The sequence below is a fragment of the Pseudomonas sivasensis genome (assembly GCF_021391435.1).
Lineage (GTDB): Bacteria > Pseudomonadota > Gammaproteobacteria > Pseudomonadales > Pseudomonadaceae > Aquipseudomonas > Aquipseudomonas sivasensis.
The window spans coordinates 2,962,282-2,984,591 of record NZ_CP090029.1 but is presented as its reverse complement, the minus strand read 5'-3'; the positions used below and the strand labels follow the sequence as shown (position 1 = coordinate 2,984,591).

The 22,310-nt window shown below is 57.2% G+C and carries 36 protein-coding genes; 10 read left to right on the top strand and 26 right to left on the bottom strand.

All coding sequences use genetic code 11. From position 1 onward, the window contains the following. Positions 1 to 83: 83 nt before the first annotated feature. The 8 genes from LRO94_RS13420 to LRO94_RS13385 are packed head-to-tail and all read right to left on the bottom strand — an operon-like array spanning position 84 to position 4,703. Complete coding sequence (locus LRO94_RS13420; protein ID WP_179179074.1) at positions 84 to 503, bottom strand: phage tail terminator-like protein; 420 nt, start codon at positions 501 to 503, stop codon at positions 84 to 86. Beyond that, positions 500 to 1,156 carry a hypothetical protein gene (locus LRO94_RS13415; RefSeq protein WP_179179075.1) on the bottom strand — a complete coding sequence of 219 codons (657 nt, stop codon included), beginning with the start codon at positions 1,154 to 1,156 and terminating at the stop codon, positions 500 to 502. Before LRO94_RS13415 ends, LRO94_RS13420 begins: the two co-directional genes overlap by 4 nt. Beyond that, positions 1,153 to 1,521 (bottom strand): hypothetical protein, encoded by a 369-nt coding sequence (locus tag LRO94_RS13410; RefSeq protein ID WP_179179076.1) that lies wholly within the window; start codon positions 1,519 to 1,521, stop codon positions 1,153 to 1,155. Before LRO94_RS13410 ends, LRO94_RS13415 begins: the two co-directional genes overlap by 4 nt. Positions 1,522 to 1,567: 46 nt before the next feature. After that, positions 1,568 to 1,765 carry a hypothetical protein gene (locus LRO94_RS13405; RefSeq protein ID WP_179179077.1) on the bottom strand — a complete coding sequence of 66 codons (198 nt, stop codon included), beginning with the start codon at positions 1,763 to 1,765 and terminating at the stop codon, positions 1,568 to 1,570. Between the two features lie 36 nt (positions 1,766 to 1,801). Next, complete coding sequence (locus tag LRO94_RS13400; RefSeq protein WP_179179078.1) at positions 1,802 to 2,305, bottom strand: DnaT-like ssDNA-binding protein; 504 nt, start codon at positions 2,303 to 2,305, stop codon at positions 1,802 to 1,804. A 59-nt stretch (positions 2,306 to 2,364) separates the two neighbouring features. Beyond that, entirely contained in the window at positions 2,365 to 2,949 is a 585-nt protein-coding gene (locus LRO94_RS13395; protein ID WP_179179079.1) for a BAR domain-containing protein, read from the bottom strand. A gap of 47 nt (positions 2,950 to 2,996) precedes the next feature. After that, positions 2,997 to 3,962, bottom strand: a complete 966-nt coding sequence (locus LRO94_RS13390; RefSeq protein ID WP_042572010.1) for a major capsid protein — start codon at positions 3,960 to 3,962, stop codon at positions 2,997 to 2,999. A gap of 12 nt (positions 3,963 to 3,974) precedes the next feature. Next, positions 3,975 to 4,703, bottom strand: coding sequence for a hypothetical protein (locus LRO94_RS13385; RefSeq protein ID WP_093546469.1), 729 nt, complete (start codon positions 4,701 to 4,703; stop codon positions 3,975 to 3,977). A gap of 131 nt (positions 4,704 to 4,834) precedes the next feature. On the opposite strand from LRO94_RS13385, the gene LRO94_RS13380 reads away from it, so the two are divergent. Continuing rightward, positions 4,835 to 5,353, top strand: a complete 519-nt coding sequence (locus tag LRO94_RS13380; RefSeq protein WP_139238014.1) for a hypothetical protein — start codon at positions 4,835 to 4,837, stop codon at positions 5,351 to 5,353. Positions 5,354 to 5,355: 2 nt separating this feature from the next. On the opposite strand, the gene LRO94_RS13375 is transcribed toward LRO94_RS13380, so the two are convergent. Genes LRO94_RS13375 through LRO94_RS13355 form a run of 5 tightly spaced genes read right to left on the bottom strand, consistent with a single transcriptional unit; the run spans position 5,356 to position 10,220 of the window. Further along, positions 5,356 to 6,441: a minor capsid protein gene (locus tag LRO94_RS13375; protein WP_179179080.1), complete on the bottom strand. Its 1,086-nt coding sequence runs from the start codon at positions 6,439 to 6,441 to the stop codon at positions 5,356 to 5,358. Continuing rightward, entirely contained in the window at positions 6,416 to 7,834 is a 1,419-nt protein-coding gene (locus LRO94_RS13370; protein ID WP_179179081.1) for a DUF4055 domain-containing protein, read from the bottom strand. Before LRO94_RS13370 ends, LRO94_RS13375 begins: the two co-directional genes overlap by 26 nt. Next, positions 7,831 to 9,132 (bottom strand): terminase large subunit domain-containing protein, encoded by a 1,302-nt coding sequence (locus tag LRO94_RS13365; protein WP_122757205.1) that lies wholly within the window; start codon positions 9,130 to 9,132, stop codon positions 7,831 to 7,833. Before LRO94_RS13365 ends, LRO94_RS13370 begins: the two co-directional genes overlap by 4 nt. Beyond that, on the bottom strand, positions 9,119 to 9,580 hold the full coding sequence (locus LRO94_RS13360; RefSeq protein ID WP_122681617.1) for a DUF2280 domain-containing protein: 462 nt from the start codon (positions 9,578 to 9,580) through the stop codon (positions 9,119 to 9,121). Before LRO94_RS13360 ends, LRO94_RS13365 begins: the two co-directional genes overlap by 14 nt. Before the next feature lie 31 nt (positions 9,581 to 9,611). Beyond that, a complete protein-coding gene (locus tag LRO94_RS13355; RefSeq protein WP_179179082.1) occupies positions 9,612 to 10,220 on the bottom strand; it encodes a putative metallopeptidase in 609 nt (202 codons plus the stop codon). Between the two features lie 64 nt (positions 10,221 to 10,284). Between LRO94_RS13355 and LRO94_RS13350 the strand changes: the two genes are divergently transcribed. Then, complete coding sequence (locus LRO94_RS13350) at positions 10,285 to 10,725, top strand: hypothetical protein (protein ID WP_179179083.1); 441 nt, start codon at positions 10,285 to 10,287, stop codon at positions 10,723 to 10,725. A 46-nt stretch (positions 10,726 to 10,771) separates the two neighbouring features. Here LRO94_RS13350 and LRO94_RS13345 read toward each other — a convergent pair whose 3' ends face one another. The 13 genes from LRO94_RS13345 to LRO94_RS13285 form a co-directional block, all read right to left on the bottom strand. Further along, positions 10,772 to 11,026 (bottom strand): hypothetical protein, encoded by a 255-nt coding sequence (locus LRO94_RS13345; protein WP_179179084.1) that lies wholly within the window; start codon positions 11,024 to 11,026, stop codon positions 10,772 to 10,774. After that, positions 11,023 to 11,214, bottom strand: a complete 192-nt coding sequence (locus LRO94_RS13340; protein ID WP_032891197.1) for a hypothetical protein — start codon at positions 11,212 to 11,214, stop codon at positions 11,023 to 11,025. The genes LRO94_RS13345 and LRO94_RS13340 overlap by 4 nt, the downstream gene beginning before the upstream one ends. Positions 11,215 to 11,263: 49 nt before the next feature. Next, the gene (locus LRO94_RS13335) at positions 11,264 to 11,596 is read right to left on the bottom strand and encodes a phage holin, lambda family (protein WP_179179085.1); all 333 of its coding nucleotides are present in this window, start codon (positions 11,594 to 11,596) and stop codon (positions 11,264 to 11,266) included. A gap of 413 nt (positions 11,597 to 12,009) precedes the next feature. Next, entirely contained in the window at positions 12,010 to 12,972 is a 963-nt protein-coding gene (locus tag LRO94_RS13330) for a hypothetical protein (RefSeq protein ID WP_179179086.1), read from the bottom strand. Positions 12,973 to 12,983: 11 nt separating this feature from the next. Continuing rightward, complete coding sequence (locus tag LRO94_RS13325) at positions 12,984 to 13,169, bottom strand: zinc finger domain-containing protein (RefSeq protein ID WP_122763722.1); 186 nt, start codon at positions 13,167 to 13,169, stop codon at positions 12,984 to 12,986. 84 nt (positions 13,170 to 13,253) lie between these two features. Beyond that, positions 13,254 to 13,451 (bottom strand): hypothetical protein, encoded by a 198-nt coding sequence (locus LRO94_RS13320; RefSeq protein WP_179179087.1) that lies wholly within the window; start codon positions 13,449 to 13,451, stop codon positions 13,254 to 13,256. Positions 13,452 to 13,583: 132 nt separating this feature from the next. Then, on the bottom strand, positions 13,584 to 13,817 hold the full coding sequence (locus LRO94_RS13315; RefSeq protein ID WP_179179088.1) for a hypothetical protein: 234 nt from the start codon (positions 13,815 to 13,817) through the stop codon (positions 13,584 to 13,586). 170 nt (positions 13,818 to 13,987) lie between these two features. Continuing rightward, on the bottom strand, positions 13,988 to 14,533 hold the full coding sequence (locus tag LRO94_RS13310) for a hypothetical protein (protein ID WP_122763725.1): 546 nt from the start codon (positions 14,531 to 14,533) through the stop codon (positions 13,988 to 13,990). Next, positions 14,530 to 15,126: a recombination protein NinG gene (locus LRO94_RS13305; RefSeq protein ID WP_179179089.1), complete on the bottom strand. Its 597-nt coding sequence runs from the start codon at positions 15,124 to 15,126 to the stop codon at positions 14,530 to 14,532. Before LRO94_RS13305 ends, LRO94_RS13310 begins: the two co-directional genes overlap by 4 nt. Further along, positions 15,123 to 15,593: a hypothetical protein gene (locus tag LRO94_RS13300; RefSeq protein WP_179179090.1), complete on the bottom strand. Its 471-nt coding sequence runs from the start codon at positions 15,591 to 15,593 to the stop codon at positions 15,123 to 15,125. The genes LRO94_RS13305 and LRO94_RS13300 overlap by 4 nt, the downstream gene beginning before the upstream one ends. After that, positions 15,590 to 16,390: a hypothetical protein gene (locus LRO94_RS13295; protein ID WP_179179091.1), complete on the bottom strand. Its 801-nt coding sequence runs from the start codon at positions 16,388 to 16,390 to the stop codon at positions 15,590 to 15,592. Before LRO94_RS13295 ends, LRO94_RS13300 begins: the two co-directional genes overlap by 4 nt. Then, complete coding sequence (locus tag LRO94_RS13290; protein WP_179179092.1) at positions 16,377 to 17,354, bottom strand: SIR2 family protein; 978 nt, start codon at positions 17,352 to 17,354, stop codon at positions 16,377 to 16,379. Before LRO94_RS13290 ends, LRO94_RS13295 begins: the two co-directional genes overlap by 14 nt. 320 nt (positions 17,355 to 17,674) lie before the next feature. Then, positions 17,675 to 17,854, bottom strand: coding sequence for a Cro/CI family transcriptional regulator (locus tag LRO94_RS13285; RefSeq protein WP_017255748.1), 180 nt, complete (start codon positions 17,852 to 17,854; stop codon positions 17,675 to 17,677). Between the two features lie 109 nt (positions 17,855 to 17,963). On the opposite strand from LRO94_RS13285, the gene LRO94_RS13280 reads away from it, so the two are divergent. From LRO94_RS13280 to LRO94_RS13245, 8 genes are all read left to right on the top strand, one after another. Next, entirely contained in the window at positions 17,964 to 18,620 is a 657-nt protein-coding gene (locus tag LRO94_RS13280; protein WP_179179093.1) for a LexA family protein, read from the top strand. Between the two features lie 18 nt (positions 18,621 to 18,638). After that, positions 18,639 to 18,872 (top strand): hypothetical protein, encoded by a 234-nt coding sequence (locus LRO94_RS13275; RefSeq protein WP_179179094.1) that lies wholly within the window; start codon positions 18,639 to 18,641, stop codon positions 18,870 to 18,872. After that, positions 18,869 to 19,087: a hypothetical protein gene (locus LRO94_RS13270; RefSeq protein ID WP_233897040.1), complete on the top strand. Its 219-nt coding sequence runs from the start codon at positions 18,869 to 18,871 to the stop codon at positions 19,085 to 19,087. The genes LRO94_RS13275 and LRO94_RS13270 overlap by 4 nt, the downstream gene beginning before the upstream one ends. Positions 19,088 to 19,128: 41 nt before the next feature. Further along, complete coding sequence (locus tag LRO94_RS13265; RefSeq protein ID WP_179179095.1) at positions 19,129 to 19,596, top strand: hypothetical protein; 468 nt, start codon at positions 19,129 to 19,131, stop codon at positions 19,594 to 19,596. Between the two features lie 681 nt (positions 19,597 to 20,277). After that, a complete protein-coding gene (locus tag LRO94_RS13260) occupies positions 20,278 to 20,709 on the top strand; it encodes a hypothetical protein (RefSeq protein ID WP_179179096.1) in 432 nt (143 codons plus the stop codon). 127 nt (positions 20,710 to 20,836) lie between these two features. Continuing rightward, a complete protein-coding gene (locus LRO94_RS13255) occupies positions 20,837 to 21,145 on the top strand; it encodes a DUF2388 domain-containing protein (RefSeq protein ID WP_233897039.1) in 309 nt (102 codons plus the stop codon). A 62-nt stretch (positions 21,146 to 21,207) separates the two neighbouring features. Continuing rightward, positions 21,208 to 21,546, top strand: a complete 339-nt coding sequence (locus LRO94_RS13250) for a DUF2388 domain-containing protein (protein WP_326490175.1) — start codon at positions 21,208 to 21,210, stop codon at positions 21,544 to 21,546. Between the two features lie 215 nt (positions 21,547 to 21,761). Further along, a complete protein-coding gene (locus LRO94_RS13245; protein WP_179179098.1) occupies positions 21,762 to 22,172 on the top strand; it encodes a VOC family protein in 411 nt (136 codons plus the stop codon). The last annotated feature ends 138 nt before the right edge of the window (positions 22,173 to 22,310 follow it).

The window sequence follows — 22,310 nt, the reverse complement described above, 5'->3', positions numbered from 1 at the left end:
CTGCCGGTCCTTGGAAAAAGGAACCGATTATAGCCACATAGGCAATACCGAGGATTGAGGCTCGGTGGGCACTAACAAACCAGCTATAAGCCGGTATCGGCTCGATACTCGAAAGAGACCGGAACCATGTATGTCGCTGCGTCGGTGATCCCAGGCCCCTGCTCCACTGGCGACATTGTGACCACTGTGACGCCGCTCTTCGTGTCTCGGGCATACAGCCGGAACAGACCAGCCAACTCAACCACAAGCGGGTTCGTCTTGGTCTTGCCGGTGCCGGCCGGGACCACAATGCTGATCTGGTAGACGCCGATGAATGCTCGATGGTCGCCGGCGAGCGTACTGCTGGCTGTATCGCCTGGGAGCGCGAACGCACGAAGGTAGGTCTCGCCGTCCGCAGGGTCGTACTGGATATTCTCAAACACGACCTTGATTGGCTCTGCCCGCACCTTGCTCCAGGCAAGCAACTTAGCCTCGTAAATGGACGAAATGATGGCGTGGCTCATACCTGGTTGTTCCTTGTGGCTTCGTCGACGATCTGCTGGAAGCGGGCAAGAGTAATCCGGACCATCCCGCCAGGCGCCTGGGTCGAATGCCCATACTCCAGCGGGATGCCGTACGGGAGGTTGTTGACGATGTAGGCTGTCTCGCCGGCCGTAAGTGCCTGGACCTGTAGTCGCAGCTTGGCCATCGTCACTCCACCAGCCGGGTCGACCTGGTCAAGCGTGCCCTCCGCCGGCGTACCGATGGAAAACTGCCAGTTCCCGCGAAACCGCCCTCCGACGTAGTCTCTGCCCGCGACCAACCCGTTCACGTTGAAGTTCTGGTCGCGCTCGGTCTTGGTCAGGGGCTTGGCATATTTCACGCCGCGCCGCAGCTTGCCTGCCTTGGTGAAGTTCGATTCGTTGAGGTTGATGATCGTGTTGCGCACTGCGACCTTGAAGTCGTAGTCATCGGCTGCGCGGGTGTTCGCCTGACGGTGAGCGACGTTCGCCGCCCAGATCTCAGGGTTGCCCACCGGCGACATGCGGATGACGCTGCTGCCGATCTCGATGACGATCTCGCGAATGGTCGCATCTATGCCGCCCTTCGCTCGCTCGGCGAAGTCGCGAATGTTCTCGGCGAAGCTGCCGTTCATGCTGGCGTACTTGTTAGTCATGTGCGCACCTGCAGCTCATACAGGATGGGCGTGCCGGCCGGGTTGATCTCTTTCAGCGGAGGCACGATAGACCAGGTGCGGCCTTGGGCGACCACCTTGTCGAGCAGGCCAGGCACCCAGGCCAAGCCCTTCGCGGCGATCTTGAGCTTCTTGTCGCCCTGTTTGATCAGGCTGTTGTTCTGGAATTCTTGGCCGGTGAAGTCGAGCAGAATGCCCTGGGCAATTTGCTTGACGGTTGCGCCTGGCGCTTCGCCGCCCGTCTCCGGGTCGTACTCTCCCGGCTCAGTCTTGCTAATAGTCACAGGCTGGCCGAACTCTGTGATCATCTCCAGAGCCATCACGGCTATTTCGTCGTAGAAGGCCATGGTGGCTCCAGATATGAAAAACCCAGCGCGATGGCTGGGCTTCGATTTACTCGGTTTTTCTTGAAAGGTAGTCTGAAGCCGCCTTCGTCCGCTTCGTACGCTCCTCTAGGAGCTTGTCTGCAAGAAGAGCAGCTGCTGTCGCCGCTTGATCAGGCGATTCGTTACCGTCGACTACTACGGATAGCGCAGCAGCAGCAAATCTGTCCCATGCGGCGGTATCACTATTAAACAACTTGGCAGTCATAAGTCACTCCTCCATAAGCGAGGCAAAAAGCTACCACTACGCACGTACCGCAAACAAGCCCCGCCTAAGAAGGTAATCAGCAAACTGCGTAGCGCTCGGGCGATCAGGCGCCGCCGGCAGCAGTCGGCCGCTGGTGTTCGGAATAGTCGCGTACTCGCGAGTCACCGCGCCTTCGACACGCTCCAGCGTTACCGCGCCTTTGCGCTTGTCGATCGGGTCTATGTCGTCCTGATGAATCTCAGCAGCCAGGGCCATTTGGCCGTATTGGATACGCGCGGGCAGGTAGTTGTTCGGCTTGATCTCATGATCCAGCAGCACTTCCCGGCGCGGCCAGGATAGACCCTGCTCGCTACTGGTCTTGCGCCCCTTCCAGGTCATGCCATCCATCGCCAGGGCGGCCCGGCGCAGCAGCGCTTCCTGCTCGGGAACACCAGCGGGGATGACCGTGCCGAACTTCACGGCATACATGGCCAGATCCTCGGCGCTCGCGTAGCTTTCGGCGTCAGGCTTGCCGGTGCCGTCCTCGATGATGAGTGTCATGCGTTGACTCGCTGGAATGGTTTGAAGATTAGCCGCCGGATCACCAACAGCCAGCAGTATTACTCCTTGGGCAGCTCAGCGACGAGCTTTTCCAGGGATTCTTTCGAAGCGTTGGCCCGGTACTGGACATTGGCTTCATCGAGTTTGGCTTTCAGCGCCTCGATTTGAGTGGCCTCATCCGCCGGCGGTGTGGTGGCGGCCTTCTTCAGCGCTTCAACCTCGCCGTGCAGTGCGTCGACAGTCAAGGCAAGGCCGTCACGCTCAGTAGTCAGGTCACCTACTGAGGCATGGATGGTTCCCAGCACTTCGAACAGGCGCAACGCCAGTTCACCAGCCTCTGGACGGTGGATTTCGCCAGCCTCAAGGCCACCAATCAGGATCTCGATCGTTCCATGATCAGCCCGCAAAGCCGCGATCACCTTTTCCAGTTCGGCCTGGTTGCCCGCACCAACAATCTGCACCCGCTTGGCTTCCTTCACCGACACGTCAATGCCGGCTGCTTCGTATGCGTCGACCACGCTTGGCCAATCGCCAATCACCAGCACGCTGGTCACGCCGGCTTCGGGCTTATCGAAGTGTTCCGGATTGCGGTAACGCTTCTCCGGGTCGAAGCCGCTCAGCTGGTTGCTGTAAGTCAGTTCCATGTGTTTCTCCAAGGCGGCCATCGCTGACCGCGCGTTGAGTTCGATGCTTAGCCGCCAGTAACCGGAGGCGTTGCAGTGAGCGTGATCATCACGCCAGCGGTGACCTTGTTGCTGCCCGCGTGCTTGACCCAGTTGGCAGCGGAACCGACCGCGGCCAGGGTCGGGTTGGAACCGCCAGTGGTGGCTTTCCAGCTGTAACCCAGCACATCGATGTTCACAGTACCTTCAGCGCGGTAGCCGATGCTCAGGTTCTCTTCGTCGTTCACTTCGTATGAACGGAAGCCCGGGGCCTGGGATTCGGTAATAGTTACGGCGTTTGGCAGCAGACCGAAGATCACGTCCGCCGGTGCGGTGTCAGTCACAAGTACAGGCTTGCCCAGGGTGCCAGGCAGGCCGCCGTAGATCACGACACCAGCTTCTTCGTAGATCTTGTTGGTGATGGCTTCGTCAACGATGTCGAAGTAGGCGCTGGAGTGCATGACCCACAGTGCGATCCGACCGAACTTATCGCCGAACTTGCGCATGCCGCGAGTCAGCGTCTTCTTGCCGTCGGTTTCGATGTTGGCCGAAACCACCATGTCAGCGTTGGAGCCGATGGCCGCGCGCAGACCAGCAGTTGCGTATTGGATGAAGCCTTCAAGGGTCGCGTCAGCAACGTCGGCGCCGACGATCTGGGAGAACTCCTCGACCGGACGACCGCGGCGCTTGAACGCCTCTTCGGTGGTCTGGTACGGACCGTACTTCCATGGAGCCTTGACGCCCACAGCTTCGCCGGCGCTGATCTTCTTGGCGGTAACCTTTCCGTCAGAGTTGACGTCACGGTGTTCAAGCGATCCGTTCAGCTTGTAGAGAGCACGCTTGCGGAAATCGCCTTCGATCAGTTCGTTGTCCAGCACCATCGCGCCATTCGACGATGCGTTGAACACATCCAGGTTGTCCTGGACACGCTCCAGGTATGCGGTTTGCGCCTCATCGTTGTAGATGATCAGGTCGCTATTTACGGTTGTAGCCATGGGTCAATCCCCTTACTTGGGCAATTGCAGATATGCGGTTTGGCCGTGCTTGCGCTGGAAGTCGCGCTTCTGCTCGGAGGTCATTTCGGAGCGCTTGAATGCAGCCTTGCCGCCACCCCCGCCCGGGGCAAATGTCCCTGAAGCCCTGGGCCACAGGTGGGGTGCGCTTTCGCGCAGAGATTCCGCCCATTCGAGCGGAGTCAGAGGGGTCTTGCCGTCTTTACCGAGGATGACCTGGCCGGATTCATCGACGGCGACTGCATCGCCATCTTCGTTAAGGGTGAACACGCCTTTGGCGCGCAGGATGATGTCGTCGGTTGCTTCGGGCAGCGCGCCCGCCTTCAAAGCAGCACCACGTACCGAGTCGCCCAGGACTTTGCCCTGGAACTTGGCAGCGAAGGACTCAGCTTTCTCGGCACGCTCGCTGATGGTCTTCAGCTGCTTGTCGTAGTCACCGCGAAGGCGCTCAGTGCGGCGGTTGAAGACCTCGTCGACCTTGCCCTCGGTCAGCAGCTTGGTTTCTTCGTCCTGGCCAGCACGACTGAGCAGGCCTTTCACTGCATCAATGTCGATGCCTTCAAACTGAGTTTCGAACTGGGTGAGCTTGCCAGAGGTTTCCTTCAGCTTGCCCAACAGCTCCGAGTTCTTGGTTTTCAAACCCGAAACGGATGCTTCAACGGCAGTCGCGATAGCGGCCTTGATTGCCGGGTTTTCCAGGTCGATTTCGTTTTCTTCTGCCACGTTGATGCACCCCTTGGGTTGAGTCGGCCCACTTTGCAGGCAATAAAAAACCCGCCGAAGCGGGTTGTGTTCAAAGTTTTGGGCTGTGAATATCCGCCCGAAGCCACTTGGCAATATGAATAAGGATGACGATGGGCCAGCCTCTTTTGCGGAAAGGTCGTTTCTTTTCTCTACCAGAAACGATAACGGTAGCGGTCGTTACTTCAGTAATCGCGCTTATCGGAGCCCTTGGTAGCTCCGCAATTACACTGATGGCGAGCAATGACACCCTCAATCAGAACCGCATACAGAATTGCGTTCAGCGAGTGGATAAGCACGAGGACACTCTTCGAGCCAAAGGAGATGCATTTCTCAAAAGCATCGCAAGCATTACAACCTACGCCTATAGCCCTTTGAGGGACGACGCTGGCTGGAACGAGCGAGCTGAGACCCTTATGAAAAACGCATTTATGGTTTCTGTATATGCACCAGAAATCTCCGTACAAACCCTCGAGGTATCCAACGCAATGCGTGAAACCCTCAATGTGTCCGACGAAGAAAAGGCAAGTGTTTATAAGAAATTAGAAAGCGCGGCTCGCCATTGGCCAAAACTGTATTTCGAACTTATGAAAACCCTTGAGGCCGAGAGATCGAAATGCGTCAGCTCTTGACATTACATTCCTGCCGCTTCGAATGCTAAAGGCTCTAGTCCCTTCATCTGCGCCAGAGTTAGCGGTGCGAAGTTGCGATCAAGCTGCAGCTCGGCGAAGCGTTCGACGGTCAATCCGCCCTCACGGAACAGCTTGGCCCGTACAGGTCCAATAGCCACGTCCTGGAACGATGCCGGTTGCTGCTGGAGCCAGTGGTAGTAATCGAGGTCGGCACTGACCTGCTGTCCGCCATCAGCACCCACCGAGGCACGCGTAGCGCCCTTGGCGAACATCACGCTGAGCTTGGTCAACAGAATGAAGGTGGTGCGGCAGTTCGGGTGGAATGGCGGCCGTGGCCCGGAATTGACCGGAAACTTGCGCTTGTCCATCGAGCGGCATTGCTGGCTGGTCTTGCTGTCCAGCGTGGCCACCATCTGGATCTCTTGCACGATATCCGTGTTGGCCTTGGCGACCTCCATGCGCGCCTGGGACGACACATGCTGAATCGCGGTGTGCACGACCGTGCTGGCGTTGCGGTTGGTGGTAGCGAGAATACCGTCTTTGTACCCTGCCGCCTTGGTACCGCGAATGTTGCGGATGACCTGAAAGTTCGTCTGCCCTTCGAAGAACCCCTGCCGGATTGTGCCGGTGACACGCTCACGCTCGGCGCTGGTCCAGCCTTTGATGAAGGCCTTCAATAACTTCCCGCCACCGGTACCTCGCACACTGAGCGGGTTCGTCAGCACTGCGGTCCGGATTGCAGCGGCCGTCGGCGCGACTACATCCAGCGACACACCAACCGGCGCCGATCTGGCAATGCTGGTCGCCTCAAACTCAGCCTCGTAGTTGGCGATATCTACCAGGTCGAGGTTCAGTTGCGCGCTGTAGCGATCGAAGATGCCCAGCAGCAGACTATCCACTTCCTTCAGCAGCGCTTCGAGGCGTTTGACACTGTACTCAGTCAGGTCCGACTGGGTGAGGCGGTCGCGAATAGAGCGGTCAATCTCCTTGAGAAAGGGAGCGAACTTGCCGACCTCCCCAGCCTTGAGCTTTTCGAGAAAGACCGCGTGCCGGATCGTGGCATCAAGTACTGCCGGATCTACCGCCATTTGGTTTGTCCTCGTCGTCCAGGTCCAGGCCGTCGCCCTGCTCTTCCAGCTCGCCATCGATTTGCAGGTCTGTTCGCTCTGGCGCGATCAAGCCCAGCTTACGCAGGTAGGCCCTCAGATCAGCCTTGGCGAAGCCGCCTTGCTGCCACAAGCCAACCAAAGCCGTGATCATCTGCGGATCAGCCGTGAGCTCGACGAACTCCTGATTCACCTGGTAGGTGACCTTCTTGTCAGCAACGCCCATGTAGGCGCAGCACCACATGATGGCTCGCGTGTATGCCTCGCTGACGTTTGCCACACAACCAGCGAGCACCGATGTAGATGCTGACTGATCGCCGCGTGACTCGGTAGCTGTCTTGGTGGCAAGTGACGCCACAACCATCCGTGCGCCCAGTTCAATCATCATCTGGTTCTTATCGGCCATCGCCTCTTTGACCAGCGTATTGGGTAAGGGCTGCGCGTAACCGAACTGGCCGCCAGCTGGCAGCATCATCGGCGCCCGGGAGCCTACATAAACACCGTTCTTCTCCATCCAGTCGCGCCACTGCTCATCCAAACCAGAGATCCACGGCTGAGCCTGGCCACACCAGAAGACGCTGTCTTCGTAGTCGGCGCTGTTCCGGTAATGACCCAGGTTGATCATGGCGATGTCGTACAGCGGCGACTCGTCGATGCTTGGGTCGTTGTTCTGTGCGCCGACGAAGGTGAACGGGATTTCTTTGAAGCGCCCAGTGACACCTTCAGGCCTAAATTCTTCGATGACCTCTAGTGGGCCGCCACCCTTTGGTCCGGACCGGCGCCAAACCCGGCAAACAAAGCCGTCTTCCTCCAGCGCCAGTTCCCGGAACTGCTCAGCTGTCTTGTAGCCAAAACCTTCCGGTATCTCCGGCGACTCGCGCAGCACCACCAGCGTCAGCACGCTGTGGCCGTTCACCATACCCGTGCGCCAGTTGATGATGTCTTCTGCGCAATAGGAAAGGATCACAGAGTGACCGCCGATGCCGTCGTCTTGGTGATAGTCGACGTACAACCCGTGGCGCCCAGCCTCAAGCACCTTCTCCAGCGTGCCTTGGGAGTGCTGGTAAATGCTGACACCGGAGCCGTTTGCATTGTCCTGCAGGTATTCCAGCTTCTTCGGTACCGCGAGGGTCGGATCTTTATGGAAGGCCAGACCCAGCAGCCCGTTTCGGGTGTGCCCGGTGGCGTTCTTGAACACCGCCCGCTCGCGGTAAGCCCTGTTCCGGTCTACGTTCTCCGGCGACTTGTCGTGCGCGTTGATGTAAGGCAGCCGATCGACTACCCGGTGCTGGCCGGCGCAGACGTCACGAACGGTCGCCCAGCGGTCCAGCACTGCAGTGTATTCCGCCCGCTTGAAGGAGACGTCATTGCTCATCGGGCGTATCCCATTTTGATAGCGGTGACCGGTTTGATGATCGGATACTCGCGGTGGATGAAGTAGCCGCCGGCGTCGTTCGCGTGATCGATGCCTGCGGTTTTATCTGGCTCCCCGTTCGCGCCCCACACCTGTTGCTCCAGGCCATCGGCATAGGTCGGACAGGTGAGCGAATTGATCAGGTAGCGGCGCTCGTCCTGCGCATTGCAGAAGACGGCGTTCATTGCGTTAATTCGATCCTTCACCGGCGGGTTTGCAGCTGGAGCGATGACCGCGAACCCGGCCTGTTTGAGCATGGCAAGGTCGGTGATGCTGGCGTTCACGGACTTGCGCGAATCGCCCGAGGCGTCCGGGTAGATCCTGATTTCGCAGGTCTTCTTGAAATCGTTGCCGTCGTGCTGCCAGTAGCGTTCTTTGATCCGGCGGATCATGTCGGGCGTGTCGTAGCCATCGATCAGCTCATCTACTGCCCTGGGCAGCCCCTGGTCACGTTTGACGTGGGTGATCGCCGCCATCTTGCCTACGTTGAAGTCCATCCCGATGAACAGTGGCTCACCGGGCTGCACGGTGTCGAAGCACCCGTTGAGCTTGCGGTCGTAGGCCGTGTAGATCGTGCCGGACGTCAGGTTGACGAACTGGCCTTTGAGGTACGCCATGATCAGCTGCGGCGGATACGACTCCATCAGGGAGGCGATGTAGTCATCCGGCAGATTGAGCTCGTTGTCGAAGGTGCTGGCCTGCACCAGGCCGTACATCTCCTTGAGCGACGGCTTGTCGCGGAGCTGCTTCACGAACTGCAGAAAGACGAACTTAAAGCCTTCCGGCGTTGTGGTGACGTCCACCCCGTTCTTCAGTCCGGGCAGGTTGTAGCGCATCCGGGCGATGATCTTGCGCCAGGCCTGCTGTGCCTTGATGGCCGTCAGCACGTCCAGCTCATCCACCAGAGCGTGACCGATCTTGAAGCCAACGATGGTCTGAGGCTTCTCCATAGACCTGCAAATCACAGTGCCGCGGCACTGCCGGCCGCTGTAGATGTGAACCTCGTGGTTCGCCTGGTTGATTTTGGTCTTCAACCCCCAGTCATAGGCCACTTCATCCATGGTCGGATAGAAGATGTCCCGGATCTGCGGGTAGGTCGGCGCGAAGTACCCAGCGTTGACGCCGGGCCACTCCATGAAGTGCTTGCTGAGTGCCGAGCAGCCCACCCATGTTTTCCCCGAGCCGAACCCAGCAACGAAAGCACGAAACTTGTGGGGCAGCGTGAGGAACTGAGCCTGCGGAACGTTAAGGCTCGGCATTCGGTTTCCTCGCATCAACCACGTCGACCTGAATCCGAGTCGGAATTACCGGCTCGTCGCCCGCCTCCTCCTTCCGCGCTCGATTGACGTAGATGTCGCCGGTTTCTTTCGCGGCCTGCTCCAGGATCTGCATAGCCAGACCAATGTTCTTCATCGACTCGGCCCTCTCCACGAAGCGGTTCATGGCACGAAGGCGGAAGGCGCGGTTGGCGATCGGGATGTCAGCTGTCTCTTCGCGGAACCGCTTACGGGTGTCGTGAAAGAGGGTCTGCCACTTGAGCGCCAGATGGGAGCCGGCGCGCTTTGTCGGGTCGTGCTGCTCAACCTGCTGGCGGGTTACATCTACATCAAATTCTTGCTTCACCGCTTGTGAGACCTGGCTTGGGGTGTCGAAGCACGCCAAAGCCTGAACGATGAAGCTCTTCACCTCATTTTTCAGGGCTGCCATAAGTTAGATTCCGTCTCACGCCTGTCTTACATCAGGCCAACTTGAGCAGACAGGTTCCGCAGGCCCTCGCAATGTTCAATTTCCCCACCTCAGCAGGACTGTTTGCAGCATCCACCAACGCTTGAACGTCAGGGCTTGCACCGTAGCGGCGGACGACACCGACGAACTCTTCGACGTCGTGGCCCTGCAGCTTGATCTTCGGTGCGCCATCTTGGGTGAATGCTGGTTGACCGTACTTGTCGGTCGCATGAGCCAGGTGATACAGCTCGTGTTCGATCAGGGCGCAGAACTCAAGGTCGCTGCACTGGGCGCAGTAGTCAGCAGCCAAGGTGATGAGGAACTCAGGCTCGTCGCCGAACCAGTCACGCATCTGTTGTTCCTGGCGCGCCTTCTGCCACCCACCTGCGCGGATCACCAGTTGCTCGGCCTGCCCCAGTACTGAACGACCCTTCTTGCTGAAGGCAGATGATGCCCACAGCACACCGATACTGGAATCGATGAGGTGGGAATGGTCGGGGTTGTGAATGCTACCGGCCTCGGCCAGGACCTCGCGCTGTATCCACTCCCACACTTCGGGAGCGGGCGCGAGGATCAGGAATGGCGATTCGAGCAGGTCAGTCGGCGGCATCGGTCTATGCATAAGCCCACCTTGAAATGATGCCGCAAAGCCACCAGTTATGAATCTCAACCAAAGGAGCTTCAAAATGACAAGAAGTGTTATCGATTACGCCATTGAACTCACAACTGCATTAGAGCCTCAGTTTGTAATCCGGCAAGTGGATAAGGAGACAGAAGTCAAAGCCAAGCTAAGGGTGGTCCGCAGCGTCGCACAGGCGCGTTACTCGGAAAAGCTGCCTGAAATTGAGCTGCTCAAGCTTACCGAAAATGGCAAATTCACCCCTGAAAACCCTGGCGATATTGTCGCCTTGCTCTTCGAAACCGTGACGCGCTGGAACCGAAACCCAGATCTTTGGCGCATTCCAGGCGCTGGGGGTGCGGAGGGAGAAATCAATACCACCCTGAACAACTTCACTCACGGACCAAGAACTATGGGTGGATCAACAGATGAAGGGGTTAAAGCCACGACTTATGCCGAGGCAATCGAACAACTCCTTGATATCGTTTCGAAACGAAAACCCTTCTGACTTCAGACGCTGCTACAGAGGTGTGCCGCACTAACCTGCGGCACACCTACCCTTCCCCAATGTCCAGCAGCACATCAATCAGCTTCTGCTCACCCAGGCGCATCGCGCCGAGGCACTGCAGGTCGTCGCACTTCGGGCCGAGACCGAACACGGTCACCTCTCCCTTAGCGCCGATCAGCGTCAGCGCGCCTACCGTGCACTCGGGATGCTCCCCGGCATCGAGGTCATCGGCGATCTTGCGCAGGGTTTTAGCGGCGTCTCGCCAGCCCTCCCGCTTGAACTCCAGTACCTTGACGGTCATTCGGTCACCATTTGGTGTGTCTGTGCATGGGCGTGCCCGTGAAGCAGGCTGACGACCAGGCCCTGAGGCAAACCGGCAGCCTTGGCAGCATCCACAGCATCGGCAATAGCCTTGTCGAGAGCGCCGACCGCAGCGTTGATGTCCGGGCTCATTGGTAGCACGTGTCGCAGCCGGCTGACGTTGCTCATTTGCTAAACCTCGCGCCACGATTTGGCGCATTCGAAAACGTGTCGCGGATTAATCGACCTTGCGACCTGGCAGCTTGAAGTCAGTCACGCGGTCAGCAATTGACCGGATCTTCTCCACACCCAGGAAGCCTACCCATCCACCTGCGAAGGTGGCCATGCTTTGGGGCAGGCCGAAGAAGTCCAGGCCGCTGATGATGGTCAAGGTGAGGCCGCCACAAATAGCGCCCTCCACCAGCATCTGGCGTCGTGTACCACCACCGTAGGTGATACGCAGAACAGCCATGGCGCAGGACAGCGCAGCCGCATAGAGGATTGCCGAATGCTGGCTCAACCACGCAAGCGCAATCGCCCATGTGTCTGGTTTGTCTGGCATGTTGGACATCTCGGTTCCTCCCCGTCAGGGAGTTATGAATATGACAGGCCATGACCTGCAGATTTGAATCAGCCCCAGCAGCACTCCCAGCTCGGAGCAATGGGTGCGGTGGAGCCGAAAACGAAAAGGCCCCGATGAATGTCGAGGCCCTGAATAGGTGCGCGGTCTTTCCCGCAGTCAGCCAAAGACGCTCCCGGCGTCGACGCCCAATGCATCGATCGCGCCGTTATTGTCTCGCGCCACCTTGGAAGCACAGTGAGGTCAGGATGCGCGGGCTGCCGGTGTTTGTCCGCAGCGCTGCACTACCGGCTTATCCGCGTCCAGGCATCCCCCGAAGGGCCACCCTGGCTGTGGCGATCCTGAATCAGAAATGAAAAAGCCCAGCGCGACGGCTGGGCTCTATTACGCAAGGAGATAGAAGATCATGGAGTCCAGTAAGCAATCTTGCCGCCTGCACCAACAGCTACAAAATTGCCGTTGCCGTAGGCGACGCTCCGGATATCGGTTCCTGCGAAAGTGTTGGCTTGCTGAACCCAGCCGATCCCATCCTCGGAAACGACTGTCTTGCCGCCGTCGCCGACAGCTACATACTTGCCATTACCGTAAGCAATGTCGCGGATGATGGTTCCACCGAAACTGGTATCTGCAACAGCAGTCCAGGTAAGCCCATCGGATGAATATGCCATCTTGCCATCCGCACCAACGATAAACATTTTCCCGTTGCAAAGCTTCATGGAAAGGATGGTGCTAGTGCCGAAGGTGCTGGTTCTGGGCGCGAATGATTGCGAATTCTCCGTCGCCATCTTCACAGCGCTAAGCAGCTTCCCATTCGATCCCGCAATCAACACAAAAACGCCAATGACGTTGACGCAGTACACAGTCTCGCTAGAAGTGAAGGTCGTAGTGCGCTCCACCTGGCCTGACCAATCGCCATAACGGGAAAAGACTTTACCGTTAGACCCAACCAGTATCCAGGTCGTGTCAATGCCGGAAATTGGCTCATAATACACGATGCCTTGCAAGTCTCCGGACGCGCGAACAGTTGCCGTAAGGTCTGTCCAAGCCCTTTCAGGGCGTGCTGTGCTGCCGTAGACCACATTGCCGGATTGAGAAAGGGCTTGAAGCGTTACCCCAATACCGTTCCAGTACAGGTCGTTGAGGACCTTTCCGCTATCAGAGGTGACGGCATCCTTAAGCTTGGTCCACGCTGTACCAGTCGCGCCTCCGCTGACAAGCTGAGTGGTTGTGGGAAGACCGTTGCCACCAGCCGCATAAAACTTGCCGTCCCCAAAAACCACGCGCCTAAGCATGCCGGTGTTATCCACCGGTTGCACTTGGGTCCAAAGATCTTGCAAGGTTTGAGACGCCGAATTTGCGTTTTCCATTTTAAACTCCGTTACTTAGCTGATTTAAGTTCAGGCCTCTGTACTGGGCGTATGGCGCTCATCGGCGATTGCTCGAGGCTCGCGGCCTTCACATGATTCAGCGTCCCACATCGGGAACATTTGATCTGGAGCTCTGTAAACCCACCCGTGCGGGCGAGAAGTCTATTGCAGTTACCGCATCTGAATTCTTTCAACATCTGCAAATTCCTTTTGCTGAATCGCCCTTCCATGGGGCAATAAAAAACCCGACGCGATGGCCGGGCTCGTTGACATGAAACTTGTCAGTTATCGGGATGTTCGCTCGCCACTGAATCGGCAGCGTCAACGTCCGACATATCCTCTTCGAGGGAGGGATCCTCATTCTGAGGCGGCAGGATCTCGCGCTCGCCACGACGAGGGTCGTAACCCGCTTCGTTGTCCGTGCCGCGCGTCACTTCCTGCTGCGAAATATTGCCTGGGGCACTCTTATTAATGTCCATGCTGTCTCTCCGTTCAAACGCTCGAAACAACCGCGCATAAACATGGTATTCGGCATGTCACAGCGCTTGCCAAGCACTGGACGAACGGTGGAAAGCAAAAAGCCCCGCTGTAGGCGAGGCTTAGTAAAAACTTTAGTTAATTGAGGTTTGAGGGACCGGGGCCTCGTCGATGCTAATGCAGTGCTCAATGTCAGTTATTTTCTCCAGCGCAAGCTCGGCCGTTGAATAAGCCCCGAACATTCGGCCCTGATAAAAAACAACCCACGCAAACTGAATATCCGCGTTGCCAGCCTGCCCTACAACCAACTTCTTGAACCGTTCCGCCAAGTCGTCGACATGCATCTGTGCCATGCCACGCAAAACCATGACGCTCTCCCAGTTTATAGTCGGAAGCTCTATTTTCGACCCTGCACAAACTGAGCGCAATAAAAAGCCCGACATATAAGCCGGGCTTTGAAGTGTAAACCCCTAACGCGCAAGATCGATAGGATGGATAAATACTCTCTCATTTTCTCATTCGTTGCAATGGCTATTTACTACGCCGCACAACTTTCGATTAAGCCCTCTGAGTCGAGCAGCTCCTGAGCGGCAGTGAGCGCCTCGTTCACTTGGTCATCCAGCGTCTTGCGGATACCTGAGCGCCACCGGTACCGAGTTGATTCTGGCTTCCCATCGTTATCCCAGTTGGTGATGTCGTACCAGGCTGCCGGCAGCACTGCGGCGGAGCGCTTGCCCTCGGCACCGGCAACCTGCGGAATAGCCCAGGTCAGCACGGCGCACTCCCTGAAGCGCTTCGGCGCCGGCGTCTTCACAGAGTTCAGCAGCTCCAGTATCGCGCCGTGCTTTCGCTCCTCGTGGGTAGAGTACTTCGCCACCAGTGCCCGCCAGTGCGCCGGAGTCAATGCCTTGTGCAGGCGACCGAATACCCAGCAGTCCTGGAGAAACGCCGCTTCCTTTCCGATGATCTCCCCCTTCTGCTTGGCGCACTGCACCTTGGGCTCAAAGTCGCAGCCGCCGGCGGAAGTAATGGTTTCGGCCGCGAGGGCTCGAACTACTGCTGAAACAACGTTGCGATAGGTCATGCGGCCTTCTCCTTTAGCTTTCTGGTCTTCGCTCGATATTCGGTCTTGATGGCCTTGATCTCTTCGATCGTGTACTTGCAGGCTGGGTGCAAACCCTCCAGCCAGGCCACCTTTTCGGCACCGATGCGCTGCACCAGACGAATGCGGTACTCCACGGCATTGCCGGACAGATTGCGGTTGCACTTCACACACTGGCGATGGATGTTCAGTGGCTCGAAGCGCAGCTCTGGACAGGCGCCGACTGATCGGTAGTGCCCGGCATCCCACCGGCTGCCAGTCATGAGGTCGTTGTCGTTTGGCGTGGAGTCGCAGCTGATGCAGGGCAGGTGCGCATCACGCAGGCGCACGTATTCGTTGACCGCCGCCTGGGCTTCGCGCAGGTGATCCGCCCTGCTCTTCAGATTCTCCTTACGCACCTTGATCTCGCGGCGCTCGACCTGGGCCAGCGACTTGCGCGCCTTCGCCTGGTTTACGTCCTTGATGGCGAGGCCGCACTTCGGGCTACATACGGACTGGCCCAAGCGCTGCGGCGGAAAGCTGATGCCGCATGCTGGGTTCTTGCAATTCTTCGGTTTTGGTTGCTTGGCGATCATGCAGCCTCCTTGCTGAGCAGATCAGTGAAAACCACACCTTGGCCCGTGAAGTAGACTGCAATGCGGTCGGTGTAAGTGATGCCCTGGGCGCGATTGAACAGGCTGGTCACCGGGAAGCCGTCAGGGCCGAACAAGTGGCACTCGCCCATCATGGCAAGCTTCGTTTCGTATGGCAGAAGACGCATCACCCGGTACCACTCGGCCTGGAACCCAGCGTCCTCATTCAGCAGGATCTGCACGCCAAAGTGCAGCTTGCAGTAGCGTCGGGCGTCCGCTGCGTCGCCGATCTGGGTCATTTCGGCGATTCGCTTGTACATCCCGAACCACAACCGGTTCTGGTCGAGGGTGCGGTCTTTGCCCGGACGCAGGGAGACCACCACAAACTTCTTGTCGCGGTACATGGTGGTCAAGCATGTGATGGCCTCGGTGAGCTTGGCCTGGCAGTTGACGCTGATCTTGTCGGTCATTGCGCCGCCCTCTTCGTTTCCAGTTCCTGGGCCTGCTTGATCAGTAGCGCCCGGCGATCCGCCAACTCATTGGCCGCTTCAATCCGCATTTCGGTTTTTCGTTCGGCGCTGGCCTTCCGCATTTCCATCATCGAGTTCTTCACCAGCTCCAGCTTCTGGCGAATCGCCGGATCTTCTGGCCGGGTGACGTTGCCAGTGAGCAGACCGGCGATAGCACGTCCGCCCTCGGTAATGGGCTCGGAGCTAAGGTCTGCCAGGTACTTCTGGCCGTGCTCACGAGGAATGCGTTTCAGCTCCATCGCCTTGGTCACAGCCTGGATACGGCGGTTGGCGTCGAAGCCTACGGACACATGCCAGTTGACCGGCTTCGCGTCCTCGCGGGCTTGGCTCACAAACCGCTGGTAGGCGTCGATGAACGCCATGCGCGCGCCGATTTTGTCGCCGCCATCCAAGATGGGTTTCGCAGCAGCAAGTGCCAGCTGGATCTCGTCGGTCAGCACCACGGTTTCAAATTCATCGTTGGTGGTCATGGCGATGGCCCAGGCCTCATCCTTCCCAGGGCGGCCGTCGGAGGTCTGGACACGCTGCAGGATGTCAGCCATCGCCAGCTTGCCCTTCACTTCGAAGCGGCACGCCTTCAACGCCGCCTTCACGATGGGCACAGGGTAGGCGCAGAGGTCTTCGGCCATAATCGCCGCAGTGCCTGGGTTCATTTCTTGGCCCATGGCCTCGGCCGTTGCGCAGATGGCGGCGGCCAGCCCGGCGACCTGCTGGTCGTTCATTTCAGAGGTATTCATTGCGGTCACCTGCTTGGCGCTTGGCCAGAACCATCTGGGCTGCCTGCTCGGCTGCGGAGAGGTTTGCCTCAGTCCTTTCCATCTGGCGGGCGGTTGTGCTGTTGACACGCTGCCCGGTCACCCACTGGGTGTGGTAGCTCTCGGCGTTGGCCAGCAGTTCGTTGAGGCTGTGGCACTTGCGCAGCACAGCGGCGTCGCTGGTTTTCAGGAAGTGGGCGGCAACGTGGTGGGCGACATCGGCGCCGAGGCGATCAACCAGTTGGCCGAGCTGGCCGCCAACCTTTGCGTTCCAAACCGGCCAGGTGCTGTAGCGCTTGCGGTATGCCATGGCGTAATTCGCCCAGACCTTGAAGGTTTTGCAGGTCTGGTCTTTGGGGCCAGGCATGTCGGCGGGAATCTCAACCCGTGGAGCGTCGGTACGATCAACCACCAGCACCAAGCCGCGGGACTGAGCCGGCTTGCCGGTGGCGTCCTGCAAGTCCTGACTGGTGTCCTGACTGGTACCCTGATGATTGGTATCCTGATTTGTCGGAGATTTATCCGACCCTTGCTCGGATTTTTTTCCGACCTTGCTCGGAGATTTATCCGAGGTAGATCGGATATTTTTCCGACCTTTGTTTTTTGGTGGGGTCGGATATTTTTCCGACCCATCAAGCTTTTGGTTCCACTCGACGGCCTTCTCGGTGAGACGAAAAAGCGTGATGTTAGAAGTGCTGGAAAGCTCAATCAAACCGGCCTCTTCCAGAGCCTTCAGCATGCGGTAAGCGGTGTCCGGCTTATCAGTGAGAAGAGGCAGTTCCTCAATGATCTTGGCCTTGCTGAGCGCGAAGAAGATCCCGTCATCGGTCTTGATTGGCTTGGTCCAGCTCGGGCAGCCGTAGACGAAGGCGAACAGCAGGGCCTGCTGAGAATTCAGTCCCCACTCCAGCGCCTTCACCTGGTTAATCGTGACGGTGTATTGCATGTCAGACCGCCGGAAAAAAGATATACGAGCAAATGCGCGCCACGTTTTCAGATTGCGCAAAACGTGGCGCGAGATTGGTAGAGCTATTGATATGTGGCTGGGTTTCCATATAATCGGCCTCACAACGTGTTTTCGAATTAGCCGACCTCGACCGTCGGCTTTTTTGTGGCTGTAATTCAGCGCCGAAGCGCCAACCTCCCCGCCCTACTCCCCGTTTCGCCTTTTCAAAAACTACTGGATAAAACTCCAGCGACATCAGGTTTCTTACCTCGCAGACCGCATGGGCCGATACTGGCTACATGGGCAGCAGGGCTTGCCTGTCAGGCGGCTTGGTCTTTCTTTGTCGCCTTGAACTTGCCCTTGGAAAGGACTTGGATCTGGTACTGCCGGGATTCGGGGATCGTTTCCCCCCACATGGTCACTGCGCTTGGACGGATGCCCAAAGCGAGTGCCAACTTCGTCTTGCTGCCGAAGAATTCGGCGACCTCATGCGTATTCATTGCGCATCCTCGTTCGAGTCTGTCGCAATTTAAGCATGCTTAACTTATGGCATCAACGGCGTTTTTCCCCTACTGCATGCTTAAATTCAGTTAACTTAATATTGAGTCCATGGAAAGACACGAACGCATCGCCCGCGCCATACAGGTCAGCGGTAAAAAGAAAGGGGAAATTGCATCGCTTTGCGGCGTTGCAAATTCGGCCGTCACTCAATGGATCACCGGTGAGAGCAAAAGCCTCAGGCCGGAGAACCTTTATTCTCTGGCGAAAGCGACTGGCTTCCGAGCTGAGTGGCTGGCCATTGGCGAAGGTGATGAGCGCGATGCTTCTGAATCAAACATTTCCCCCGCCGCCCAGCCCACCAAATCATTCCGCTACCCGGTAGTGAGCTGGGTTGCCGCCGGGGCTTGGGCGGAAGCAGTGGAGCCGTACCCGGCGGGAATCTCGGACACCTACGAGTTTTCGGAGTACGACTCCAAAGGCCCTGCGTTCTGGCTGACAGTCAAAGGTGACTCGATGACAGCTCCCGCCGGCCAGAGCATTACCGAGGGCACGCTGATCCTTGTGGACACTGAGGCTGAAGTAGCACCAGGTAAGCTGGTGGTGGCCAAGCTCCCAGCTAGCAATGAAGCGACATTCAAGAAGCTGGTCAGCGATGGCGGACGGCTGTTCCTGAAGCCACTCAACCCTAGCTACCCAATCGAAGCGGTAGACGAGAGCTGCCGGATCGTGGGCGTGGTAGTGCAGGCGCTGCAGAAGTTTTACTGATGCGTTCCAGGAGGCCCCATGTCCCTCACGAAACCTAATCAACTACTGCGCCGCGACCTTAAGGCGATAGCCTCCAACCTTGAGCAGTCCTGTGTCGACCTAGGCAAGATCGCTGAAAAACTCAGCGATGCCGACGCCATAGCCCTGATGGGGCTGGTGGGTACGCTTTACGAAGAAGCGGACAGGTTGGTGGGTTACGCTGACGAGGTGAAGGACGGCCGAATAAGTCGGGCTGCGGAACAGCGCAAATGACTGCATGGCGAGAGCAGCGCTTCTGGAGCAAGTTTTGGGTCTGGGCTTGGTTGGCGTTCCTCATGGTGCTTCCTTTCATTTCCGACGCGGGTCCTAGTTGTTGGGGCTCATCAGGTCGCAAGCGAGTCTTCAGCCCTGGCTTCGTTGTGCTCTGCACCATCGTGGCGGTGGTTGAGCTGATAGCGCTGAACCATTTCTATGTTCGCCTGGACTAAATACGCTTAGGCGATCCGCCTCGTAACGGGAAATGGACTTTATGGAAAAAATAATTCTCTCCTTCTTTGTGGGCCTGCTTCTCTCAGGATGCGCCAGAGCTCCCGTTTTTCCTGTAGCGGACAGGCTGTGGTATGCAGAGAAAGAAGTCCCCGACTCTCAATTTCATGTTTATGTTTATTTCAAAGACGATAGTAACTTCATATATTGGCGTACTAAAGAGTCACAGGAAGTAGTGATGAGGCGGTGGGCCTACTACACCCACGACCATCCAGGCGTTGACACTCCCGTCCAATACAAACTCCAAGGCGACAGGTTGCAAGGCCTCGAGCGTTTTATTGCCACGAACAGCGAAGGTGTTCCTCAGTACACAGCCACGTATGAGTTTGCGGGAAGCTTCAAAAAGGACAATCTTGAAATGGAGATAAAGAGGAGCTCTATTTGGGCTGATGGCACACCTACCCCTCAAGAAACCGTGAGATGGTCAATGAAGCGTCTCCGCGCACAATAGTTATCAGTATTTATGAGATGTCACGATGGTCGAGAAACTGGGTAGGCCAACACCCTCTTGATGTGCGACTTCGTTTGACGTTCACGTAGGAAAATGAAAAAGGGATTTAGATGAGATTTACCTTCATTCTGTTCGCGCTTGCCCTTACGGGTTGTGCCAACACGCCTCCCTCGCTATCCGAGGGCGCAAAGGCTACTTTAGATGCCCCAATGCCAACATCTGACGCGCAGCGAGTTTGGGAATGTGCTGGAACGAGCAACGTCATCAAAGGCCACGAATTTGTCCTTAAATTGCAAGGCAGACCGGCAGATTGGGGCGGGGAAAACTGGGCGCTCCGGGAACGAGCCAAGCGCATGGGATGCAGTCAAGCAGAGATGGATGCGCGTGACATGGGTAAATTTTCAAGCCCACCTGTTTCTCCTCGTCCCAAGTAAAGTCAACAAGCCCGGTCCATCGCCGGGCTTCTTGTATCTGCCCATTGACACTAGGGCTCCTCTGCTACACCCAATCTCTAGTACCCGCTTAAGGCTAACTCCTCAGCCGAATCCATGTGGGCATATGTTGTTACAACCATTCGCCTGTAGGCAGTACCCTTAGAGAACTTCAAACTTTCACTCTAGTCTTAATGCTAGGCGTGCTTTAACCGTGAGCGCCTGCTGACAACCTATAGAGGTTCACAAAATGAAAATCACACTACCCGCGCTATTTTTGGGCGCCCTCATTTCGCAAGGAGCACTAGCTGCCGGAGATGGCACAGCCGCTCTTGGAGGCGGCGTTGGTGGTGCACTTGGCAATATCGTAGGTCAGCAACTCGGCGGCTCAACGGGTGCGGCGGTAGGTGCAGGCGTAGGTGGTGCAGCCGGCAGTGCTGTCGGCGCTCAAAGAGGCAACAGAGCTGAAGCAGCATTAGGTGGCGGTATCGGCTCGGCAGGCGGCTCTCTCATTGGTAATCGCCTCGGCGGCACAACGGGTTCGACTATCGGTGCAGGTCTCGGCGGCGCAGCGGGTGGCGCGCTAGGAAACAACCTGGCGGATGACGACAGCAATCATCGATCGGATGGCAAAAAGCACAAAGGGAACAACAAGCATAAACACAAAAACAAGCATCGTTAGTTTCTGACGCTGTTACATCGAAGCCCGGCGCTAGGCCGGGCTTCATGTTTCTGGTGATCCCCTACTCTGCTATCGTGGCGCCCTCTGATCGCAACGGAAGCATCGAAGAATGGACTCATAGAAGACATTGGCGATCGCCCTTCTGGCATCGGTCAGCACTCAGGCCGTATCAGGTGACGACGTCAACCCTATCGCTGCCGCGATATTTATCACAATCTCCTCGCCAACCATTTTAATTGGATTAACCACATCTCTCACGACCGATCCGCCAAAAATCTTCAAGTCAGCCAAGACCGACGCTTTGGCATTCATCGGTTCGGACGGAGAGATTCGCGGTGCTGAGTTTGAGCAGGCGTCCAGGTACTATCGTTCGGCCTACAAATCACCTCATATGCCTGACATGCAACTGGCGCAGGCGATAGCGACCTCGTTCTGATGTCGACCTAGAGCTACCCGCAGCAACCCGATCTGGTGGTGTGGCGCCCTACTCTAAATGCAATGGAAGCACCAAAAATGTACTCATGGAAGCTTGTAGCTGCAGCCCTCGTCGTATCCATCAGCGCTCATGCCTTTGAGGGGTCCGATGACTCCTATAACAACTCGATGCTATCAGTGCTAATGGCTCCAACCTACACCGTTGCGGGAACCACCGGGCTTACCATGCTTGCATCGAACAACTTCAAGCCTGCTAAGGCTGACGCGCTCGCATTCATTGGGTCAGAAGGTCAGATTCGCGGAGCCCAATTTGAACAGGCAGTTCGCTTTTATCACACGACATACCTGCCGCCTCTAATGACCGACCGGCAGTTGGCACAGGCAATCGCTACCTCGTACTGAGCACGAGCATTCACGAACTTTTCACAGTAGGGCGCCTATGGTTATCCCAGCTCCTAGTGAAACCCTTTAAGCCCGCTACCCCCCATCGCGGGCTTTTCTTTGTCTGAGATTTGGAGGGCCGAAACTCGCCCTCCCCAACTTACCCAACGACGGCTATACACGCCCACCGTCAAAATGACACGATAACGCCTCGCCTTCGTAAGTAGGAATACAGGATGTTCAGTCACGTAACCGTTGGGACAAACGATCTTGATAAGGCCTCTACCTTCTATGACGCGGTGCTGATCCCCCTGGGGCTCTGTCGTAGGCCTGTAACGCCTGATGGCGGGCCACCTTCGGCATGCTGGATTAAGCCAAATAGCGTCCTCCCTCGCTTTTATGTGTACAGCCCTTATGACCGAAATGAAGCCGGAACAGGGAATGGCAGCATGGTGGCTTTCACCGCATCATCTCCAAATGCGGTAGACAGCGCCTATGCAGCTGGGCTTCTTGCGGGCGGATCTGATGAAGGTGAACCTGGCCAACGTCCCCACTATGGTGACGGCTACTACGGTGCGTACCTACGTGATCCAGATGGCAACAAGGTACATATCGCTCATCGTGGTGATTTGGACTTGGCGGGGTAGCCGCCGCTCACCGTATTCGCTTAAAGCCCGCCCACCGCGGGCTTTTTCATTCCTGCCGGAAAGCACCCATCATAAAATATGCATTCATGCATTAAACTTCTTGCTGCCCTCTTGCCAATACATGACAGCACAAATACT

Excerpts from the sequence above, each read along its gene's own strand:
- LRO94_RS13420 (WP_179179074.1), bottom strand. The coding sequence starts at position 503 with ATGAGCCACGCCATCATTTCGTCCATTTACGAGGCTAAGTTGCTTGCC.
- LRO94_RS13415 (WP_179179075.1), bottom strand. The coding sequence starts at position 1,156 with ATGACTAACAAGTACGCCAGCATGAACGGCAGCTTCGCCGAGAACATT.
- LRO94_RS13410 (WP_179179076.1), bottom strand. The coding sequence starts at position 1,521 with ATGGCCTTCTACGACGAAATAGCCGTGATGGCTCTGGAGATGATCACA.
- LRO94_RS13405 (WP_179179077.1), bottom strand. The coding sequence starts at position 1,765 with ATGACTGCCAAGTTGTTTAATAGTGATACCGCCGCATGGGACAGATTT.
- LRO94_RS13400 (WP_179179078.1), bottom strand. The coding sequence starts at position 2,305 with ATGACACTCATCATCGAGGACGGCACCGGCAAGCCTGACGCCGAAAGC.
- LRO94_RS13395 (WP_179179079.1), bottom strand. The coding sequence starts at position 2,949 with ATGGAACTGACTTACAGCAACCAGCTGAGCGGCTTCGACCCGGAGAAG.
- LRO94_RS13390 (WP_042572010.1), bottom strand. The coding sequence starts at position 3,962 with ATGGCTACAACCGTAAATAGCGACCTGATCATCTACAACGATGAGGCG.
- LRO94_RS13380 (WP_139238014.1), top strand. The coding sequence starts at position 4,835 with ATGGGCCAGCCTCTTTTGCGGAAAGGTCGTTTCTTTTCTCTACCAGAA.
- LRO94_RS13375 (WP_179179080.1), bottom strand. The coding sequence starts at position 6,441 with ATGGCGGTAGATCCGGCAGTACTTGATGCCACGATCCGGCACGCGGTC.
- LRO94_RS13370 (WP_179179081.1), bottom strand. The coding sequence starts at position 7,834 with ATGAGCAATGACGTCTCCTTCAAGCGGGCGGAATACACTGCAGTGCTG.
- LRO94_RS13365 (WP_122757205.1), bottom strand. The coding sequence starts at position 9,132 with ATGCCGAGCCTTAACGTTCCGCAGGCTCAGTTCCTCACGCTGCCCCAC.
- LRO94_RS13360 (WP_122681617.1), bottom strand. The coding sequence starts at position 9,580 with ATGGCAGCCCTGAAAAATGAGGTGAAGAGCTTCATCGTTCAGGCTTTG.
- LRO94_RS13355 (WP_179179082.1), bottom strand. The coding sequence starts at position 10,220 with ATGCATAGACCGATGCCGCCGACTGACCTGCTCGAATCGCCATTCCTG.
- LRO94_RS13350 (WP_179179083.1), top strand. The coding sequence starts at position 10,285 with ATGACAAGAAGTGTTATCGATTACGCCATTGAACTCACAACTGCATTA.
- LRO94_RS13345 (WP_179179084.1), bottom strand. The coding sequence starts at position 11,026 with ATGACCGTCAAGGTACTGGAGTTCAAGCGGGAGGGCTGGCGAGACGCC.
- LRO94_RS13340 (WP_032891197.1), bottom strand. The coding sequence starts at position 11,214 with ATGAGCAACGTCAGCCGGCTGCGACACGTGCTACCAATGAGCCCGGAC.
- LRO94_RS13335 (WP_179179085.1), bottom strand. The coding sequence starts at position 11,596 with ATGTCCAACATGCCAGACAAACCAGACACATGGGCGATTGCGCTTGCG.
- LRO94_RS13330 (WP_179179086.1), bottom strand. The coding sequence starts at position 12,972 with ATGGAAAACGCAAATTCGGCGTCTCAAACCTTGCAAGATCTTTGGACC.
- LRO94_RS13325 (WP_122763722.1), bottom strand. The coding sequence starts at position 13,169 with ATGTTGAAAGAATTCAGATGCGGTAACTGCAATAGACTTCTCGCCCGC.
- LRO94_RS13320 (WP_179179087.1), bottom strand. The coding sequence starts at position 13,451 with ATGGACATTAATAAGAGTGCCCCAGGCAATATTTCGCAGCAGGAAGTG.
- LRO94_RS13315 (WP_179179088.1), bottom strand. The coding sequence starts at position 13,817 with ATGGTTTTGCGTGGCATGGCACAGATGCATGTCGACGACTTGGCGGAA.
- LRO94_RS13310 (WP_122763725.1), bottom strand. The coding sequence starts at position 14,533 with ATGACCTATCGCAACGTTGTTTCAGCAGTAGTTCGAGCCCTCGCGGCC.
- LRO94_RS13305 (WP_179179089.1), bottom strand. The coding sequence starts at position 15,126 with ATGATCGCCAAGCAACCAAAACCGAAGAATTGCAAGAACCCAGCATGC.
- LRO94_RS13300 (WP_179179090.1), bottom strand. The coding sequence starts at position 15,593 with ATGACCGACAAGATCAGCGTCAACTGCCAGGCCAAGCTCACCGAGGCC.
- LRO94_RS13295 (WP_179179091.1), bottom strand. The coding sequence starts at position 16,390 with ATGAATACCTCTGAAATGAACGACCAGCAGGTCGCCGGGCTGGCCGCC.
- LRO94_RS13290 (WP_179179092.1), bottom strand. The coding sequence starts at position 17,354 with ATGCAATACACCGTCACGATTAACCAGGTGAAGGCGCTGGAGTGGGGA.
- LRO94_RS13285 (WP_017255748.1), bottom strand. The coding sequence starts at position 17,854 with ATGAATACGCATGAGGTCGCCGAATTCTTCGGCAGCAAGACGAAGTTG.
- LRO94_RS13280 (WP_179179093.1), top strand. The coding sequence starts at position 17,964 with ATGGAAAGACACGAACGCATCGCCCGCGCCATACAGGTCAGCGGTAAA.
- LRO94_RS13275 (WP_179179094.1), top strand. The coding sequence starts at position 18,639 with ATGTCCCTCACGAAACCTAATCAACTACTGCGCCGCGACCTTAAGGCG.
- LRO94_RS13270 (WP_233897040.1), top strand. The coding sequence starts at position 18,869 with ATGACTGCATGGCGAGAGCAGCGCTTCTGGAGCAAGTTTTGGGTCTGG.
- LRO94_RS13265 (WP_179179095.1), top strand. The coding sequence starts at position 19,129 with ATGGAAAAAATAATTCTCTCCTTCTTTGTGGGCCTGCTTCTCTCAGGA.
- LRO94_RS13260 (WP_179179096.1), top strand. The coding sequence starts at position 20,278 with ATGAAAATCACACTACCCGCGCTATTTTTGGGCGCCCTCATTTCGCAA.
- LRO94_RS13250 (WP_326490175.1), top strand. The coding sequence starts at position 21,208 with ATGGAAGCACCAAAAATGTACTCATGGAAGCTTGTAGCTGCAGCCCTC.
- LRO94_RS13245 (WP_179179098.1), top strand. The coding sequence starts at position 21,762 with ATGTTCAGTCACGTAACCGTTGGGACAAACGATCTTGATAAGGCCTCT.